The organism is Actinacidiphila sp. bgisy160, from assembly GCF_965342435.1.
Lineage (GTDB): Bacteria > Actinomycetota > Actinomycetes > Streptomycetales > Streptomycetaceae > Actinacidiphila.
On record NZ_CBDRCM010000007.1, the window covers coordinates 17130 to 34303 of the forward strand.

At 73.7% G+C, this 17174-nt stretch carries 16 protein-coding genes; 11 read left to right on the plus strand and 5 right to left on the minus strand.

The annotated features are described in order from the left end of the window. The first annotated feature begins 39 nt into the window (after nt 1-39). From ACRWNP_RS08755 to ACRWNP_RS08785, 7 genes are all read left to right on the plus strand, one after another. A complete protein-coding gene (locus ACRWNP_RS08755) occupies nt 40-1011 on the plus strand; it encodes a helix-turn-helix transcriptional regulator (protein ID WP_431960466.1) in 972 nt (323 codons plus the stop codon). Nucleotides 1012-1029: 18 nt separating this feature from the next. Then, nucleotides 1030-1977, plus strand: a complete 948-nt coding sequence (locus ACRWNP_RS08760; RefSeq protein WP_431960467.1) for a helix-turn-helix transcriptional regulator — start codon at nt 1030-1032, stop codon at nt 1975-1977. Nucleotides 1978-2026: 49 nt separating this feature from the next. Next, nucleotides 2027-2293: a hypothetical protein gene (locus ACRWNP_RS08765; RefSeq protein WP_431960632.1), complete on the plus strand. Its 267-nt coding sequence runs from the start codon at nt 2027-2029 to the stop codon at nt 2291-2293. 19 nt (nt 2294-2312) lie between these two features. Then, the gene (locus ACRWNP_RS08770) at nt 2313-2513 is read left to right on the plus strand and encodes a hypothetical protein (protein ID WP_431960468.1); all 201 of its coding nucleotides are present in this window, start codon (nt 2313-2315) and stop codon (nt 2511-2513) included. 258 nt (nt 2514-2771) lie between these two features. Continuing rightward, complete coding sequence (gene tatA / locus ACRWNP_RS08775) at nt 2772-3062, plus strand: Sec-independent protein translocase subunit TatA (RefSeq protein ID WP_431960469.1); 291 nt, start codon at nt 2772-2774, stop codon at nt 3060-3062. Between the two features lie 112 nt (nt 3063-3174). Further along, nucleotides 3175-4062, plus strand: coding sequence for a twin-arginine translocase subunit TatC (gene tatC / locus ACRWNP_RS08780; protein ID WP_431960470.1), 888 nt, complete (start codon nt 3175-3177; stop codon nt 4060-4062). Between the two features lie 219 nt (nt 4063-4281). After that, complete coding sequence (locus ACRWNP_RS08785; protein ID WP_431960471.1) at nt 4282-5175, plus strand: diacylglycerol kinase; 894 nt, start codon at nt 4282-4284, stop codon at nt 5173-5175. 395 nt (nt 5176-5570) lie between these two features. Here the strand turns inward: ACRWNP_RS08785 and ACRWNP_RS08790 are convergent, their stop codons facing one another. Beyond that, nucleotides 5571-6773 carry a PucR family transcriptional regulator gene (locus tag ACRWNP_RS08790; RefSeq protein ID WP_431960472.1) on the minus strand — a complete coding sequence of 401 codons (1203 nt, stop codon included), beginning with the start codon at nt 6771-6773 and terminating at the stop codon, nt 5571-5573. Then, nucleotides 6770-8017 (minus strand): helix-turn-helix domain-containing protein, encoded by a 1248-nt coding sequence (locus ACRWNP_RS08795; protein ID WP_431960473.1) that lies wholly within the window; start codon nt 8015-8017, stop codon nt 6770-6772. The genes ACRWNP_RS08790 and ACRWNP_RS08795 overlap by 4 nt, the downstream gene beginning before the upstream one ends. A 362-nt stretch (nt 8018-8379) precedes the next feature. Here ACRWNP_RS08795 and ACRWNP_RS08800 point away from each other — a divergent pair, with 362 nt between their 5' ends. From ACRWNP_RS08800 to ACRWNP_RS08810, 3 genes are all read left to right on the plus strand, one after another. Beyond that, nucleotides 8380-9645, plus strand: coding sequence for an ABC transporter substrate-binding protein (locus tag ACRWNP_RS08800; protein ID WP_431960474.1), 1266 nt, complete (start codon nt 8380-8382; stop codon nt 9643-9645). A 136-nt stretch (nt 9646-9781) separates the two neighbouring features. After that, the gene (locus ACRWNP_RS08805) at nt 9782-12613 is read left to right on the plus strand and encodes a DEAD/DEAH box helicase (RefSeq protein ID WP_431960475.1); all 2832 of its coding nucleotides are present in this window, start codon (nt 9782-9784) and stop codon (nt 12611-12613) included. A gap of 439 nt (nt 12614-13052) precedes the next feature. After that, nucleotides 13053-13349, plus strand: a complete 297-nt coding sequence (locus tag ACRWNP_RS08810) for a hypothetical protein (RefSeq protein WP_431960476.1) — start codon at nt 13053-13055, stop codon at nt 13347-13349. Nucleotides 13350-13405: 56 nt separating this feature from the next. On the opposite strand, the gene ACRWNP_RS08815 is transcribed toward ACRWNP_RS08810, so the two are convergent. Further along, entirely contained in the window at nt 13406-13633 is a 228-nt protein-coding gene (locus tag ACRWNP_RS08815; RefSeq protein ID WP_431960477.1) for a DUF6011 domain-containing protein, read from the minus strand. 231 nt (nt 13634-13864) lie between these two features. Then, nucleotides 13865-14719, minus strand: coding sequence for a siderophore-interacting protein (locus tag ACRWNP_RS08820; RefSeq protein WP_431960479.1), 855 nt, complete (start codon nt 14717-14719; stop codon nt 13865-13867). A 163-nt stretch (nt 14720-14882) separates the two neighbouring features. On the opposite strand from ACRWNP_RS08820, the gene ACRWNP_RS08825 reads away from it, so the two are divergent. Further along, nucleotides 14883-16241, plus strand: a complete 1359-nt coding sequence (locus ACRWNP_RS08825; protein WP_431960480.1) for a cytochrome P450 — start codon at nt 14883-14885, stop codon at nt 16239-16241. On the opposite strand, the gene ACRWNP_RS08830 is transcribed toward ACRWNP_RS08825, so the two are convergent. Then, nucleotides 16210-17127 carry a 5'-3' exonuclease gene (locus ACRWNP_RS08830; protein WP_431960633.1) on the minus strand — a complete coding sequence of 306 codons (918 nt, stop codon included), beginning with the start codon at nt 17125-17127 and terminating at the stop codon, nt 16210-16212. The two genes, ACRWNP_RS08825 and ACRWNP_RS08830, sit on opposite strands and share 32 nt — an antisense overlap. Nucleotides 17128-17174: the final 47 nt, after the last annotated feature.

Genomic DNA, 17174 nt, shown 5'->3' on the forward strand with positions numbered 1-17174 from the left:
TCTCGACGGAGAGCTGAACACGGAAGAAGGTTGCTTCGAGTGGCGATTGCCAAGGCCGAGCGGCTGATGAACCTGGCGCTGTGCCTGATGAACACCCGGCGCCCGGTCAGCAAGCGGGAGCTGCGCGCGTCCATCGAGGCGTACCACGAGATCGGCTCCGACGAGGCCTTCAACCGCATGTTCGAGCGGGACAAGGACGATCTGCGCGAGCTCGGCATGGTCATCGAGACGGTGGAGAGCCTCGACGGTGAGATCGGCTATCTCGCCCGCCGCGACCGCAACCGACTTCCCGAGATCGCCCTGGACGCCGAGGAGGCCGCGGCGCTGAGTCTGGCCGCGAAGGTGTGGCAGCAGGCGCGCTTCGCCGAGGCCGCCAGCGGCGCACTGCAGAAACTACGGGCCGCCGGCGTGCCCTTCCACGACGAGGGTGACGACGGCGTGCGGGAGGCGGCGGGGCACAGCGCCCTGGAGCCCCGCATCCCCACCCCCGAGCCGGCGTTCGAGCCGCTGATGGTCGCCGCCCGCGAGCGCCGCCCCGTCTCCTTCGACTACCGCAAGGCCAACGCGGTGCGCCCCGAGCCCCGCCAGGTCGAGCCCTGGGCGCTGGAGTGCTGGCGCGGCCACTGGTACCTGGCCGGCTGGGACCGCGACCGGTCCGCCGTGCGGGTCTTCCGGCTCTCCCGGATCACCGGCCGGGTCCGCAGCCGCGGCGGCGCCTTCACCACCGAGGTGCCCGACCACGTCGACGTGCGCGCCGCCGTCGCCAGCTGGGCCGGCGAGGGCGCGACCGCGACCGCCAGGATCCGGCTGCGCCGCGATTCGGGGTACCCGCTGCGGGCCCGGGCGGTGGAGACACTTCCGGTCGACGCCGACTGGGACGAGCTGGAGATCCCGTACGGGCACGGACTGGACGCCTGGCTGGTGGAGTTCGGCCCGGACGTGGTCGTACTGGGGCCCGACGAGCTGCGGGCCGACGTCGTGGACCGGCTGCGCGCCGTCGCCAAGGGCTGAGCGGGGGAGTACGGAGAGATGGCCAACGCGATCGACCAGACGCGCCGGATGCTGTCCCTGGTGACGTATCTGCGCGAGCGCCCCGGCGCCCGCGTGAGCGATGTGGCCCGCGCCTTCGGGGTGACCGAGGCCGAGCTGATCGGCGACCTGAACGTGCTGCCGTTGTGCGGCACGAGCTTCCGGGGCGGCGACCTGCTCGACATCGACACCGACGGCGAGCGGATCTGGTGGCACAACGTGGACGACGTCGCGCAGCCGCTGCGGCTGGCGGCCGACGAGGCCGCCGCGCTGCTGGTCGCCGCCCGCGCCGTCGCCAACCTGCCCGGGCTGCGGGACAGCGACCGGCAGGCGCTGCTGCGCGCCACCGCGAAGATCGAGGGCGCGGCCGGAGAGGCCGCCGGCGCCTCGTCCCGGCTGTCGGTCACCTTCGAGTCCGAGGGCAGCGTCTTCGCCGACGTCGACCGCGCCATCGCGGAGCGGCGCCGGCTGTGGATCCGCTACTACTCGCCGTCCCGGGACGAGCTCACCGAACGCGAGGTCGACCCGATCCGCCTGTTCGCGGTCGGCCACACCTACTTCGAGGGCTGGTGCTACCTGTCGGAGGACCGGCGCACCTTCCGGCTGGACCGGGTCGCCGAGATCCGGCTGCTGGACACGCCCAGCGACCCGCCGCGCGTCGAGCCGCGCGACCTGTCCCAGGGGCTGGTGCAGCCGGCCGGCGACGACCCCGAGGTCGTGATCGAGGTCGGCCCCGGCGGCCGCTGGGTGGCCGAGTACTACCCGCACGACCTCGCCGAGGAACTCCCCGACGGCGGGCTTCGGATCACTTTGCGCACCCCCGACCCCGGTTCGCTGCGCCGTCTCGCGCTGCGGCTCGGCCGCGACGGGCGGATCGTGTCCCCGGCCGATCTGGCCGGCAGCGCCCGCGACGCCGCCGCCCAGGCCCTCTCGGCCTACGGCGAGTGAGGGGAGCGCCGCCTTGGACGACCTCGACACCCTGGACAACCTGGACACCGTGGACACCTTTGGCACCGGCGGCGGCCCCGGCGCCCCGGCGACACCGCCCGAGGTGATCTTCAGGGCCTCCTGCCCGGAGTGCCGGACCAGCTTCGAGCTGTCGGCCGACGCCCTGAGGCTGGCCATCGGCGGCAGCCACCGGACGACCTTCTACTCCTTCACCTGCCCCGACTGTGGCTCCTCCGTCCGCAAGCCGGCCGGTGACCGCATCGTGGAGTTGCTCACCGACGGCGGGGTCCGCACGATGCGGCTGCACATCGGCTGAGCCGCTACGCTCGGCTGCCATGTGGTGGCTCTACCTGTACGTCGGCCTCGCGACCGCCGGCCTGCTCGTCCTTGGTGTCCTCGCCGTCCGCGTGTACGCCGAGGTGCGCGGCCTCGCCCGGCAGGTCGGGCGCAGCGGCGACCGGCTGCGGCAGGCTTCGCAGGAGCTGCGGCGCGCCGCGGAGCCACTGGCGCGCGGCGCCGGCGAGCTGTCGCGCTGAGGGCGCCGTCCCGCCGGCGGTGCCCCAAAACGCCGGGTAGGCGCCCTTCGGCGCACCCTCGTCCTCACCCGTCCGGGAAGGTACGCTGCTGACGCGGCCCCAGGAGAGCGCGGCGGGGGCGGCAACGGCAAGGACGCCGGGGGATTGCCAGGCGTTTACCCCCGCAGGTTACGATCGCTGGCAGAGCGGACACCGTGTCCACGGACCCGGAGCCCGCTGCTCAAGAACCCATGCCGCCTCGGTGAGAAGGTAAAGCTTATGTTCGGCAGGCTCGGCGCCCCTGAGATCATCCTCATCCTTGTCGTCGTTCTGCTGCTGTTCGGGGCCAAGCGTCTTCCGGACATGGCCCGCGGCCTTGGGAAGTCGATGCGCATCCTGAAGAGCGAGGCGAAGGCCATGAAGTCGGACGACGCGGCGGCCCCGCAGGCGCCGGCCGACGCGCCCGCCGACGCCCAGACCGCGCCGAAGACCATCCAGGCCGCGCCCGGTGACGTCAACAGCGCCCGCCCGGTCTCCGAGACCCAGCAGCCCCGCCAGACGCAGAGCTGACACGACGGCACAGGTACGGGCCGCCGGCGGGGACGCCGGCCACCGCGTGAGATGAGGACCTGGGTTGCTCAAGTCTGCCCGCAGTAAGCCGTCGAAGGACCCCGAGGGGCGTATGCCCCTCGTGGAGCACCTGCGCGAGCTGCGCAACCGGCTCGCCAAGAGTGTGCTCGCCATCGTCGTCGTGGCGATAGTGGCCGCCTTCTACAGCCAGCAACTCCTGGAGTTCCTGGCCTCCCCGGTACCCAAGTGCGGTCCGGGGGTCGTCAGCAGCGGCGGCAACTGCGCCATCGTCACGTTCGACTCGCTGACGGCGCCGTTCGCGCTCACGATGCAGGTCTGCTTCATGGCCGGCGTCATCGGCGCCAGCCCGGTCTGGCTGTACCAGCTGTGGGCCTTCATCGCCCCCGGCCTGCACCGGCACGAGCGCAAGTACACCTACATGTTCGTGGGCGCGGCGCTCCCGCTCTTCCTGGGCGGCGCCTTCCTCGCGTACAAGATCATGCCGGTCAGCATCAAGGTGCTGATCAGCTTCACGCCCGAGGGCTCCTCCAACCTCCTGAAGCTCGACGGGGTGCTGGACTTCACCATCCGCATGGTGCTGGTCTTCGGCCTCGCCTTCGAACTGCCACTGCTCCTGGTGATGCTCAACCTGGTCGGCATGGTCAGCGGCCGCCGCATGGCGGGCTGGTGGCGGGGCGTGGTCATGGGCGTCTTCGTCTTCGGCGCCGTCGCGACGCCGACCACCGACCCGGTCAGCATGATCGCCCTGTCCGGTCCCATCGTCGTCCTCTACTTCGGCGCGGTCGCCTTCTCCCTGGTCAACGACCGGCGCCGGCGCTGGCGCAACCCCGACGCCGACCTTTCCGACGACGAGGCCTCCGAGCTGGACCTCACCCCGGAATCGATCGACCCCGGCGAGCGCGTCTCGGCCTCCGTGCCCGAGCAGGCAGGACCCGTCGAGGACGGACGCCGCTCCGGCGACTTCGACGACGCGACCTGACGCCGCGGAACCCCGCCGCGGCCCCGCCCGGACCATCCGGGCGGGGCCCCGGCGTCATGGGGCGCAGGCGGCCGTCAGCCGTCGGAAACCCGTCCCGGGCCGGGATCCTTCCTGGCCGGGACGTGCCCTTCCGTAGGCCCGCAGGATGATCAGGACCCCTCGGGAAGAGGCGGTGCCGGTGATCTCGACGGCTCGGCTACCGCGCGGTAGGGTCCGCCCGTGACCAGCGAGATCACCCTCGTCGCCAACCCCACCGCGGGCCGCGGACGGGGCGCGCGCGCCGCGGGACCGGCCGCGGACGCGCTGCGCCGCGCGGGCTTCGGCGTGCGCACCGTCGTCGGCACCGACGCGGCGGACGCCCTCGCGCGGGCCCGCGAGGCCGTGGCGGACGGCACCGACGCGCTGGTCGCGGTCGGCGGCGACGGCATGGTGTCGCTGGCCCTGCAGGCCGTGGCCGGCACCGGCACGCCGCTCGGCGTCGTCGCCGTCGGGACGGGCAACGACTTCGCGCGGGCGACCGGACTGCCGATCCGCGAGCCAGCCGCGGCCGGGGAGGCCGTCGCGCGGGCACTGAAGGAGGGGCGCGTCCGCGAGATCGACCTCGGCCGCGTCGGCGGACGCTGGTTCGGCACGGTCCTCGCCTCCGGCTTCGACTCCCGGGTCAACGACCGCGGCAACCGGCTGCGCTGGCCCAGCGGGCGGCTCCGCTACGACGTGGCGATGCTGGCGGAACTGGCCGCCCTGCGCCCCATCCCGTACCGGATCACCCTCGACGACGGCGCCGAGACGGAGATCGAGGCGACCCTCGTCGCCGTCGGCAACGGCACCTCGTACGGCGGTGGCATGCGGATCTGCGCCGGAGCCGAACTCGACGACGGGCGCTTCGACGTCTGCGTGGTCGGCCCGTGCAGCCGCAGCACGCTGCTGCGCGTCTTCCCCCGGGTCTACCGCGGCACCCACCTCGGACACCCGGTGGTGACCGTGCACCGCGCCGCCGCGATCACCCTCGCCGCCGACGGCATCACCGGGTACGCCGACGGGGAGCCCCTCGGCCCCCTGCCCCTGACCGCGCGGACCGTACCGCGGGCGCTGCGGCTGCTCGTGCCGCGGTAGCGAGCGTCGAGCGCGTCGCGCCCACGCCGTCGCGCGCGGCGCGGCAGGCCGCCTCGGCCCCGGCGCACCGGGCAGGCGCGGTCGGCGGGCGGCCGGTCACCGGTTCGCAGCGGCTCTCCGCCCGCGCCCGGTGAGCCCCTCGATCGCGGCCGGTCGCCTGGCCCGGCACGACCCGCTCCCTGACGCCCGGGGATTCCCGCGGGCCCGCACTCCGGTGGTCGCGCTGGTCGGGGGGCCGTGGCGCGTCGGCCCAGGCCGGCCCGGCGGCGACCGTCCGCCTCCCTCACGCCCGGGGTACGCGTGGCACCCGCACCCCGGCGCGCGCAGCCGCGGGGTACGCACCCCGCTCGGCGGAGGCCGCCGGCATCGGTGACGGGGGGAGCCGAGGGGGGGGCTCAGGCGGCCCCGGCGGAGCGGAGGGCGTCGACGGCGAGGGCGAGGTCGACCAGCTCGCGCGGGTGCGTGAGGCGGCGGCCGGTGAGCAGTTCGAGGCGGCGCAGGCGGTTGAGGACCGTGTTGCGGTGGCAGCCCAAGCGCGCGGCGGCGGCGCGCGGGGAGCCGTCGCACCCCATCCACGTGGCGAAAGTACCCAGCAGGGACTCGCGTTCCTCGTCGGGCAGCCCCCGCAGCGGGCCGAGGACGCGCTCGGCCAGCTCGTCGGCGAGCTGCCGGTCAGCGGCGGCCACGACCGCCGGCATCCGCTCCTCCCACAGCGCCACCTCGCCGTCGCGAGAGCACGCGGGCAGCGCGAGTTCGGCCAGGGTCAGGGCCCGGTGAAGTCCGGCCAGGCCGTGTACGACCGGGCTGACGCCCGCCCGCAGTCCGGGCACGGCGCCCAGCAGCGCGGCGAGCGCCCCGGGGGAGCGGTCGCCGAGCAGGACGACCAGGACCTCGCCGACGCCGCGGGGCACCCGCAGCACCCGGCTGCCGACGCCCACCGGGAAGGCGTCGTCGCCGGGCGTGCCGCAGACCGAGGCGCGCACGCTGGTCACCGCGACGACGAAGCGGCCGTCGCCCGGCACGCCCAGGGCCTGGGCGGCGGCGCGTACGCCGAGGCTGTCGGTGCGTCCGTCGAGCAGCGCGTCCAGCACGCGGGCCGCCCGCCTGCCGTCGCCGGCCACGCCCTCGCCCAGCGTCGCGCGGTAGGCGTCGGCCAGGATCGCCGCCGTACGCTCGCGGAACCCCCACATCCGCGGGGCGATCCGCACCATGAGAGGGATGTCGCCGGGGCGGTGCGCGGCGACGGTGTCGACGAGCTCCTGCCACACGACCGCGCCACCGACGGCGAAGACGTGCGTCAGCAGTTCCAGCGGCATGCCCTGCCCGGCCTGGCGGCGGCCGGCCTCGCGCAGGTACCGGGCCGCGTCCGCGTCGCGCTCCGGGGCGACGAGCCGGTCCAGGTGCATGGTGATCATGGTCGCGAAGCCGTCGAGGGACCAGTCGGGGTCGTCGACGTGGTCCACGAAGCCGGGCGCCTCGGTGTGCAGCCGGGCCATGACCCGCTCCGACAGCTCGCCGACCCGGTCCTTCATCCGCAGCGCCGTGGTGCGCAGCAGTTCGCGGGTGGCTTCGTCCCGTGGCAGCGCCCGGTCCGTCATCGGGGAGTCCCGGGGATGTGTGCCGCGGTGACGCGTTCAGCGTCCAGGGCCAGTGCCAGGTGCACGACGTCGCGTGGTCGCGACGTGGAGCGGCCGGTGACTTCCTCCAGCCGGCGCAGTCGCCTGCGCACGGTGTTGGGGTGGCAGAACAGGGCGGCGGAGGCCTTCTCGGCGGAGCCGCTGGCGTCCAGCCAGGCCTCCAGGGTCTCCAGGAGCACGGCGGCCTCCGCGGCCTCCACGTCCCGCAGTGCGCCCAGGACGCCGGCGGCGACCTCGGTCGCGACGTCCGGACGGCGGGTGAGCAGCCCGGCCGGGTAGCGGCGGTCGAGGACGGCCACCTCGCCGTCGCGGGTGCAGGTGCGCAGCGCGAGCTCGGCGCGTTCCCTGGCGTGCCCGACCGCGCCCAGCCGGTCCACCTCCGGGCTCAGGCCCGCCCGTGTCCCGGCGGGCACCTCCAGCGCGGCGGCGAAGTCGCCGAGCGCCAGGTCGCCCAGGTCGGCCAGGAGCACCTCGCAGCCGACCGGGAAGGCCCGGTGCACCCGCACCCCGGCGGGCACCCCGGTCCGCCGCCGTACCGGCAGCGGGGACCCTGTCGCGCCGCGTACGACGGCGACCGCGAAGCGGCCGTACTCGGGCAGGCCGAGGGCGTCCGCCGCCTCCGCGAGGCCGGGTGTGTCCACTCGTCCGGCGAGCAGCCCCTCCAGTGCCCTGCGGCCGCGCTGCTGGTGGAACGTCACCTCGCCCCGGGCCCGCAGATAGGCGTCGGCCATCAGCCGGCTGTCCCGCTCGAACAGGTCCCAGACCTCCGCGGCGGCGCGGGCGATCAGTTGTGTCCCCCCGGGCCTCTGGGCCTCCCAGGCCCGGACCAGCGCCAGCCACAGCACGTCCCCGGCCGTACGGCAGGCGCCCATCATCGGCTCCAGCGGGAAGCCCTGCCACGCCCGGCGTTCCCCGACCCACGACAGGTACTCGGCGGACACCGCGGAACGCCCGGGGTCGGCGAGCGAGTCGAGGACGGCGGCAACGGACCCCTCGGTCTCCGCCAGGAACCCGGACGGAGCCAGCGCGGGCTCCCGGTAGGCCGGGTGCCGGTCCCGGATCCGCTCGACGATGTGCGCCGCCACCGGCGCCACCTGCCCGCGCACCTGCAGCGCGGCTGCCCTGAGCACCTCGCCGTGCTCTCGCCCGGTGGCGCCCGCGATGCCCGCGGTGCGCACCGCACGCGTCGTCGCGGGGGTGGCCATCGGTGTTCCTCTCGGCTCTCCGGGCGCCAAGCCCGGTGTGGGCACCGGTACGGGCATTCCTACCGGCTGGTAGCCCGGCCTTGGAAGACAGTTGACGTAAACGTGACCGCAATCCGGACAGAACCCACACATCACCGAACACGCGACCGTGCGGGAGGTGCCGGCGGTGCCACCGCACAGCCGGGGCCGGCGGCCGTTGGGAGCCGCGACCAGAAACGCCCCCGCCCCTCGCAGGACCGCCCGTCATCTCTTCCCATGGAGCTCCGCACCGCCGGCCCCGGACGGTGTGCCCCGGACGACGGCCCCCGGCCGACGCCCACGGCGGCCCCCCGCGGTCCCACCCCTCCAGGAGCAAGCACACCGTGACCCCGAAACAGCGCCTCAGGTCCGCCGTCGTCCTCACCGCCGCCCTGGCCTGCGTCCTCACGGCCTGCGGCGGGGACACGGGCAGTTCCGCGGGCGACGGCCCGGTCGACGCCAACGGCGTGCGGACCGGGCCCGGCGTGACCGACTCCACCATCACCCTGGGCGTCCTGACCGACCTGTCCGGCCCGTACGGCCCGCTGGGCCGCTCCGTGCTGCAGGCCGAGAGGCTCTACGCCGACCAGGTCAACGCCAGGGGAGGGGTGTGCGGCCGCAAGCTCAAGCTGCTCGTCCGCGACCACGGCTACGACGTCGAGACGGCCGTCGGCCAGTACCGGGAGATGGAGCCGAAGGTCGCCGCGATGCCGGGCCTCCTCGGCTCGACGATCATCAACGCCCTGCTCGACAGCATCGAGATCGACGACCTGATGACGACGTCGCTGGGCTACTCCTCGGCCCTGCTCGGTCAGCCCGCCCTGACGATCATCGACGCCACCTACGACGTCGACATGATCAACGGATTCTCGTACCTGGCGGACACCCAGGGCCTGCGGCGGGGCGACCGGATCGGCTTCATCTACCTCGAGGGCGACTACGGGAACAACGCACGGCGCGGGGCCAGGTTCGTCGCCGACGAGCGCGGCATGACCCTCGTCGAGAAGAAGGTCGGGCCGACCCGCAAGGACCTCTCCGAGGAGGTGCGGGAACTCGGCGAGGCCGGCGTGAAGGCCGTCCTGATCAGCACCAGCCCCCCGCAGACCGCGTCGGCGGTCGGCGCCGCGGCCGCGGGCGGGCTCGACGTGCCGTTCCTCGGCAGCGCCGTCGGCTACGACCCGCGGCTGCTGGAGACCCCCGCGGCGCCGGCGCTGCTGAAGATGCTGCAGCTCGTCGCCCCCACCCCGGCGATGACCAGCGACACCGCCGAGGTCAGGAAGCTCGTCGCCGACTACCGGCGCCGCTACCCGGGGGACCCGCTGGACCAGGGACTGGAGACCGGGCACAACACGATGGCCGTCGCCGTCCAGGACCTGAAGTCGGCCTGCGAGGCCAAGGACCTCAGCAGGGCGGGCATCATCGCGGCGCACCGCCGCCAGAAGCGGTTCGACCCCGGGCTGGGCCCGGTCCTGGACTTCTCCGACCCGTGGCGGCCGAGCGCGACCCAGAGCTACATCGTCAAGCCGGCGCAGGGCGTGCCCGGCGGTCTGGCCGGGGTGAGGGACGCCTTCAGGGCCCCGGTGCTGGAGAAGTACCTCGCCATCCTGTGAGGTCCCCGGCGCGTGGCACATCGCGGGTGGCACGGGGGCGGGCGGACGCGACACGCCCGGCCCCCGTGCCGTGGGTTTTGCTTCGGCAAAAAGATCATGTCGACTGTCAGCGCGGCCCGGTAGTCTCGTTTTCAAGATGAACGACGAGATGTCTCCCGCCGAGCGGTACGCCGCGTCCCGGCTCCGGGCCGCGGAGCAGGTCACCGCACTCGCGGGCTTTCGCGAGCTGTACGACTTCGGCCTGGACCCCTTCCAGATCGAGGCCTGTCAGGCCCTCGAGGCCGGCAAGGGCGTGCTGGTCGCGGCGCCCACCGGTTCCGGCAAGACCATCGTGGGCGAGTTCGCGGTCCACCTGGCCCTGCGCGAGGGCCGCAAGTGCTTCTACACCACCCCCATCAAGGCGCTGTCGAACCAGAAGTTCACCGACCTCGTCAAGCGCTACGGCGCCGAGCGGGTCGGCCTGCTGACCGGTGACAACAGCGTCAACGGTGACGCGCCGATCGTGGTCATGACCACCGAGGTGCTCCGCAACATGCTGTACGCGGGCTCCCAGGCGCTCGACGGCCTCGGCTACGTGGTCATGGACGAGGTGCACTACCTCTCCGACCGCTTCCGCGGCGCGGTCTGGGAGGAGGTCATCATCCACCTCCCGCAGTCCGTGACCCTGGTCTCGCTCTCCGCGACCGTCTCCAACGCCGAGGAGTTCGGCGACTGGCTCGACACCGTCCGCGGCGACACGCAGGTCATCGTCTCCGAGCACCGCCCGGTGCCGCTGTGGCAGCACGTCCTGGCCGGCCGCCGGATGCACGACCTGTTCGAGGAGGAGCAGGGGACGGGCCCGGGCACGCAGCGCGCCGTCAACCCCGACCTGGTGCGGCTGGCCCGCATGGAGAACCAGCGCGCCTTCAACGGCCGCGACCGGCGCGGCGGCAAGATGCGCGAGGCCGACCGCGAGCGGGAGCGCCGCCAGCAGCGCAGGATCTGGACGCCCAGCCGTGTCGAGGTCATCGAGCGGCTGGACGCGGAGGGGCTGCTGCCCGCGATCACGTTCATCTTCAGCCGGGCGGGCTGCGAGTCGGCGGTGCAGCAGTGCCTCTACGCGGGCCTGCGGCTCAACAACGACGAGAACCGGGCCAAGGTCCGCGCCATCGTCGAGGAGCGCACCAAGTCCATCCCCGACGAGGACCTGAACGTCCTCGGCTACTTCGAGTGGCTGGAGGGCCTGGAGCGGGGCATCGCCGCGCACCACGCCGGCATGCTGCCGACCTTCAAGGAGGTCGTCGAGGAGCTCTTCGTCAAGGGCCTGGTCAAGGCCGTCTTCGCCACCGAGACCCTGGCGCTGGGCATCAACATGCCCGCCCGCTCCGTGGTCCTGGAGAAGCTCGTCAAGTGGAACGGCGAGACCCACGCCGACGTCACCCCCGGCGAGTACACGCAGCTGACCGGCCGCGCCGGACGCCGGGGCATCGACGTCGAGGGCCACGCGGTCGTGCTGTGGCAGCGCGGCTTCGACCCGGCCCACCTGGCGGGCCTGGCGGGCACGCGCACCTATCCGCTGCGCTCCTCCTTCAAGCCCTCGTACAACATGGCCGTGAACCTCGTCGGCCAGTTCGGGCGGCACCGCTCCCGGGAGCTGCTGGAGACCTCGTTCGCGCAGTTCCAGGCCGACCGCTCGGTGGTCGGTATCTCCCGCCAGGTGCAGCGCAACGAGGAGGGCCTGGAGGGCTACCGGTCCTCCATGACCTGCCACCTCGGTGACTTCGACGAGTACATGTCGCTGCGCAGGCAGCTGAAGGACCGCGAGGCCGAGCTGTCCCGGCAGGGCGCGAACCAGCGCCGGGCGGCCGCCGCCGACGCGCTGGAGAAGCTCCGCCCGGGCGACATCATCCACGTCCCGGCGGGCAAGTTCGCGGGTCTGGCCCTCGTCCTCGACCCGGGCGTGCCCGCCGGCCGCAGTCCCGCCCACCACAACCGGCACGACCAGTTCCACCACGACGGCCCCCGCCCGCTGGTGCTCACCGCGGAGCGGCAGGTCAAGCGGCTCGCGCAGATCGACTTCCCGGTGCCGGTCGAGGCCCTGGACCGGATGCGCATCCCCAAGTCCTTCAACCCGCGCAGCCCCCAGTCCCGGCGGGACCTGGCCTCGGCCATGCGCTCCAAGGCCGGCACGGCCGGCATCGCGCCGCAGCGGCAGCGCCGCCAGCGCTCGGCCGCCGCGGACGACACCGAGATCGCCCGGCTGCGCACCGAGATCCGCGCGCACCCCTGCCACGGCTGCGACGACCGCGAGGACCACGCCCGCTGGGCCGAGCGCTACCAGCGGCTGCAGCGCGACACCAAGCAGCTCGAGCGCCGCATCGAAGGCCGCACCAACACCATCGCCCGCACCTTCGACCGCATCTGCGCCCTGCTGACCGACCTCGGCTACCTCAAGGGCGACCAGGTCACCGCCGACGGCCGCCGGCTGGCCCGGCTCTACGGCGAACTCGACCTCCTGGCCAGCGAGTGCCTGCGGGACGGCGTCTGGGACGGCCTCGGCCCCGCGGACCTCGCCGCCTGCGCGTCCGCGCTGGTCTACGAGTCCCGCTCCGCGGACGACGCCCTGCCGCCGCGGCTGCCCTCCGGCAACGCCAAGCAGGCGCTCGGCGAGATGGTCCGTATCTGGGGCCGCCTCGACGCACTGGAGGAGGACCACCGCATCAACCAGGCCGAAGGCGTCGGCCAGCGCGAACCCGACCTCGGTTTCGCCTGGGCGGCCCACCGCTGGGCCTCGGGGCACGGCCTGGACGCGGTGCTGCGCGACGCCGACATGCCGGCGGGTGACTTCGTGCGCTGGACGAAGCAACTCATCGACGTCCTCGGCCAGATCGCCGACGCCGCCCCCGACGCCAGCCCGGTGCGCCGCAACGCCCGCAAGGCCGTCGACGGACTGCTCCGCGGCGTCGTGGCCTACTCCTCGGTGGGCTGACCGCCGCGGCGCGCCCGGCCGGATCCCCCCGGAGGCCAAGGGGTGGGGGAGCGCGGCCGGGGCACGGCGGGGGCCGTCGGGGGAGTCGGGGAGTTCTCACACCTCGGTCTCCACGGTCGCGCCCCGCACGCGCCCTTGGGTCCGAACTCGAAGGGCGCGCCGGGGCGCGTCGCCGACGGCCGGCCCGGCGATCGCGCCCGCGGCCGATTCCCCATGGTGTGTCACTTCCCGTTCCCGATCCGGGACCCACGGCGAGGACGGTCCGGTGCGTCGAGGCGTCCTGTCTCTTTGTCGACGAATAGTGAATCGTCTCACACCCGACGCCTGACGGATTGTGACCATGTGCCGGTGAGCCGCACGCTTCCGTCATCTGTCGGTGGGATCGGGGGCGTTGATGGCGGAGTTGCGGTGCACGAACGAGTCGTGCGGGTCGACGCGGGTGCAGAGCCTGCAGCTGTTCGAGGCGACGGTCGAGCCGGGTTCACCGTTGAAGGCTGATCTCGGACGGCCGCCGAAGGCCGAGGGCGCCTTCGCTTGGCCGCTGGGACTGCTCCTGTCGGGGTTGGCGCTGCTCGTGTCCGGCGCGGTCCTCGCCGGGCTGCTGGTGGCCGTCGTCGGCGTCGTGTGGGGCCTGCGGGAGCGGGACAGGGTGGAGGCCGCGAAGCGCGCGGACGAGGAGTGGCAGCGGAAGATGATCTGCCTCGTGTGCAAGAAGTCGTTCGTTCCTGCGGCATAGCCCCGGGCGGCCGGGGAGATGACCTTGTCGGATGTCCGGCGGGGGCGCCGGGATGTTCACATCCCCGGCAGCTGTTCCTGCTCGACGTCGAAGCGTCCGATCCGTGGTGCCGTGTCGAGTCCGTGTTTCCGCCGGCAGCCGCGGCCCCGGCCCCACAGCCGGGCGTCGTGCGCGGTGAGAGGCCGGTGGCAGTCGGCGCAGAGCACGATCGGGCGCTCCTGCGGCGGCTGCCCGTCGGCCGACAGGCCGGGCAGGGGTGACGGCTCGGGCGCGGTTTCGGCCATACGGCCAGTGTGGCAGCGCCGAACACCGTGGCCGGTGGCCGGTGCCGCCTCATCCGCGGCGGCGCGCTGCTGCTGGTCGCGGTCGCCGCCGTCCGGCTGTCGACCTGGACCTTCCGCTCGTACCAGAAGTCCGTTTCGAGACCGGTCCGGTCCGGGCCGGACCCGGCCGGGACGGTACGACGGCGAGGTGTGACCCGGCGGCGGGGTCACGCCTCGCCGTCGTACGCGACGTCAGGAAGCGAGCGCCCGCGGCGTCTCCTGCTCCTCCTCGATGCGGCGGTTCCACTCGGGCTTGGAGGCCTGCCAGCCGTCCTCGTCGTGACCGGTGCGCCAGTAGCCCGAGATCGACAGCCGCTCGCGCGGTACGCCGAGTTCGACGCGCAGCAGGCGGCGGAGCTGCTTGACGAAGCCCGCCTCGCCGTGCACGAAGGCCTGTACGTCACCCGGCGGGAACTCCAGGCCGGCCACGAGGTGGACCAGGGCCTCGCCCACCCGGCCGGAGCCGCGGTGCACCCAGGTGACCTCCGCGTCGCCGGGAGTGGAGAGTTTCTGCTCCTCCTCCGGTCCGGAGACCTCGAGGAACACCCGGGCGGGAGCGCCCTCGGGCAGCCGCTCCAGCGAGGCGGCGATCGCCGGCAGCGCGCTCTCGTCGCCCACGAGCAGATGCCAGTCGGCCGTGGAGTCGGGGGCGTAGGCGCCGCCGGGGCCGAGGAAGAGCACCTCCTCGCCGGGCTGGACGCGCGCGGCCCACGGGCCGGCCAGGCCCTCGTCGCCGTGGTACACGAAGTCGACCGTCAGCTCGCGCGCCTCCGCGTTCCACCGGCGCACCGTGTACGTCCGGATACGCGGCCACTGCTCGCGGGGGAAATCGGCGCGGATCCGCTGGATGTCGAACGGCTCGGGGTAGCGCACGCCCTCGGCCGGGAAGAGCAGCTTGATGTAGTGGTCGCTGTACTCGCCCACGGGGAACCCCGTGAGGCCCTCACCGCCGAGCACCACGCGGATCATGTGCGGGGTCAGCCGTTCCACGTGCTGCACCCACGCCCGGTTGAGCTGCGGCTTCCTGCGCACCGGACGGTCTGCCATGAGCACACTCCTCGCATCAAGTTAGGCAAGCCTAACTCATCTGTCCCGTCCTGTGCAGCCTCGGTCTCGGAAAGATCACGAGATTCTCGAACACCGGTTCCGGTCCGCGGTTCTCCGATTTTGATGGGACGGACGTGATCAGACGCCACCCCGGAGGGCGCACATGGGACCCGACACCGACACCGCGATCGGCGCGGGACCCCGCGGGGTGCCGCTGCTGGGGAATCTCCCGCAGTTCGCCAAGGACCCGCTCGCCTTCTTCACCGCGCTCCGCGAACGCGGGACCGGACAGGTCACCTGGGCCATGGGCCGCACCCCCGCGCGCTTCCTCAATGATCCCGCACTCATCGGGGAACTGCTCTCGGCCCGCGAGTCCACCTTCTCCCTGCCCGACCTCGGCTGGTCCTTCCGCTACCTGATGGGCGAGGGGGTCGTGGTGGCCAAGGGCGCCGACTGGCGCCGCAAACGGTCCCTCGTCCAGCCCTCGGTACGGCCCAGGCAGGTGCGCGCGTACGCGGCGACCATGGCCGACTGCGCACGGGAGCTCGCCGGGCGCTGGAGCGGGGGCGAACGGATCGACATCCGCCGCGAGATGACCGGCCTCACCCAGCGCATCGCCGTGCGGACCGTGTTCGGCACCGACGCCGCCGTCCGCGAGGAGGTCATCGGCCGCTGCATGGACATCGCCCAGCAGCAGATGGGCGCCGAGTTCCGCGGACTGGGCGCGATGCTGCCCGACTGGTTCCGCACCCCGGGCCGGATCCGCTTCAAGGCCGCCGTCGACACCCTCGACGCCGAGGTCGCCCGGATCGTCGCCGCCCGCCGCGAGGCGGGCGCCGAACGCGACGACCTGCTCAGCCGGTTGCTGGCAGCCGTCGACGAAGAGGGCCTCCCGCTCACCGGCAAGGAGATCCGGGACGAGACCGTCACCCTCTACAACGCCGGCCATGAGACCACCGCCACCACCCTCACCTGGGCCTGGTACCTGCTGTCCCGCAACCCGCGGGCGCGCGCGGCCCTCACCGAGGAACTGGACCGGGTCCTCGGCGGCCGCACCCCCGGTTTCGACGACTACACGCAACTGCGCTGGACCGAGGCCGTCGTGAAGGAGACCCTGCGCGTGCGGCCCACGGTCTGGCTCAACCTGGCCGTCGCGGAGGAGGGCGCCACCCTGGGCGGCGAGCCCGTCCCGGCCGGCACCCAGGTCTGGATCAGCCCCTGGGCCACCCACCGCGACCCGCGCTGGTGGCCGGAGCCCGAGGAGTTCCGCCCCGAGCGCTGGCTGGACGGGGCGCCCGACGCGATCACCGACCACACCTGGTTCCCCTTCGGCGGGGGCACCCGGGCCTGCCTCGGGGCGCGCTTCGCTATGGTCGAGGCGGTGATCGTGCTGGCCACGCTCGGCAGCCGCTTCCACCTGGACACCGGCGACGAGGAGGTCCGCCCCACCGTCGGCCTCACCCTCCAGCCCGACCGCGACGTGCTCGCCGTCACCCGGCCCGTTCCGGCCCCAGCACACTGAGCAGCCGCTGCAGCGAGCCGCCCAGCCCCCAGCGCTCGGCCAGCGCGGCCAGCTCCTGCGGATGGCGCGGCTCGCCCGGCAGCTCCGGCCTGAACTCCGGCAGCGGCACGTCGGAGGCGACCCGTACCACCTTGGGCGCGACGGCCACGTAGGCCCCCGCCTCCTGCAGCCGCTTGCGCTGCGCCGGGGTGACCTTCGACGCGGGGTCGTGGGCGGCGGCCATGATCCCGGCGAGGTCGCCGTACGCCTCCAGCAGCTTCGCCGCCGTCTTCTCACCGATGCCCGGCACCCCCGGCAGGCCGTCGCTCGGGTCGCCGCGCAGCAGCGCCAGGTCCGCGTAGCCGGGGCCGTCCACGCCGTACTTGGCGCGCAGCCAGGCCTCGTCCACCGCGTCGAGCGCGCCCACGCCCTTGACCGGGTACAGCACCCGCACCCCGCGGGCATCGTCCACCAGCTGGAACAGGTCGCGGTCGCCCGTGACGATGTCCACCGGGCCCGGCGCCAGCCCCGTCAGGGTGCCGATCACGTCGTCCGCCTCGTACCCGGCGACACCCACCCGGGCGATGCCCAGCGCGTCCAGCACCGCCTCGATCACCGGGACCTGGGGCGACAGGGTGTCCGGGACCTCCTCGACGTCCGAGCCGCCGGGCACCTCCTCGGCGACGCGGTGCGCCTTGTACGAGGGGATCAGCTCCACCCGCCACTGCGGCCGCCAGTCCGCGTCCATGCAGGCCACCAGGTCGTCGGGGGAGTGGTCGGCGACCAGGCGGGCGATGAAGTCCAGCAGCCCGCGCACGGCGTTGACCGGCGTGCCGTCCGGCGCGCGCACCGAGTCGGGCACGCCGAAGTACGCGCGGAAGTAGAGGCTGGCGGTGTCCAGGAGCATCAGGCGTCGAGTCACAAGCCGATGATGCCGCACGCCGCCGACACCGT

Excerpts from the sequence above, each read along its gene's own strand:
- ACRWNP_RS08770 (WP_431960468.1), top strand. The coding sequence starts at position 2,313 with ATGTGGTGGCTCTACCTGTACGTCGGCCTCGCGACCGCCGGCCTGCTC.
- ACRWNP_RS08795 (WP_431960473.1), bottom strand. The coding sequence starts at position 8,017 with ATGGCCACCCCCGCGACGACGCGTGCGGTGCGCACCGCGGGCATCGCG.
- ACRWNP_RS08805 (WP_431960475.1), top strand. The coding sequence starts at position 9,782 with ATGAACGACGAGATGTCTCCCGCCGAGCGGTACGCCGCGTCCCGGCTC.
- ACRWNP_RS08830 (WP_431960633.1), bottom strand. The coding sequence starts at position 17,127 with ATGCTCCTGGACACCGCCAGCCTCTACTTCCGCGCGTACTTCGGCGTG.
- ACRWNP_RS08760 (WP_431960467.1), top strand. The coding sequence starts at position 1,030 with ATGGCCAACGCGATCGACCAGACGCGCCGGATGCTGTCCCTGGTGACG.
- ACRWNP_RS08825 (WP_431960480.1), top strand. The coding sequence starts at position 14,883 with ATGGGACCCGACACCGACACCGCGATCGGCGCGGGACCCCGCGGGGTG.
- ACRWNP_RS08820 (WP_431960479.1), bottom strand. The coding sequence starts at position 14,719 with ATGGCAGACCGTCCGGTGCGCAGGAAGCCGCAGCTCAACCGGGCGTGG.
- tatA (WP_431960469.1), top strand. The coding sequence starts at position 2,772 with ATGTTCGGCAGGCTCGGCGCCCCTGAGATCATCCTCATCCTTGTCGTC.
- ACRWNP_RS08815 (WP_431960477.1), bottom strand. The coding sequence starts at position 13,633 with ATGGCCGAAACCGCGCCCGAGCCGTCACCCCTGCCCGGCCTGTCGGCC.
- tatC (WP_431960470.1), top strand. The coding sequence starts at position 3,175 with ATGCCCCTCGTGGAGCACCTGCGCGAGCTGCGCAACCGGCTCGCCAAG.
- ACRWNP_RS08790 (WP_431960472.1), bottom strand. The coding sequence starts at position 6,773 with ATGACGGACCGGGCGCTGCCACGGGACGAAGCCACCCGCGAACTGCTG.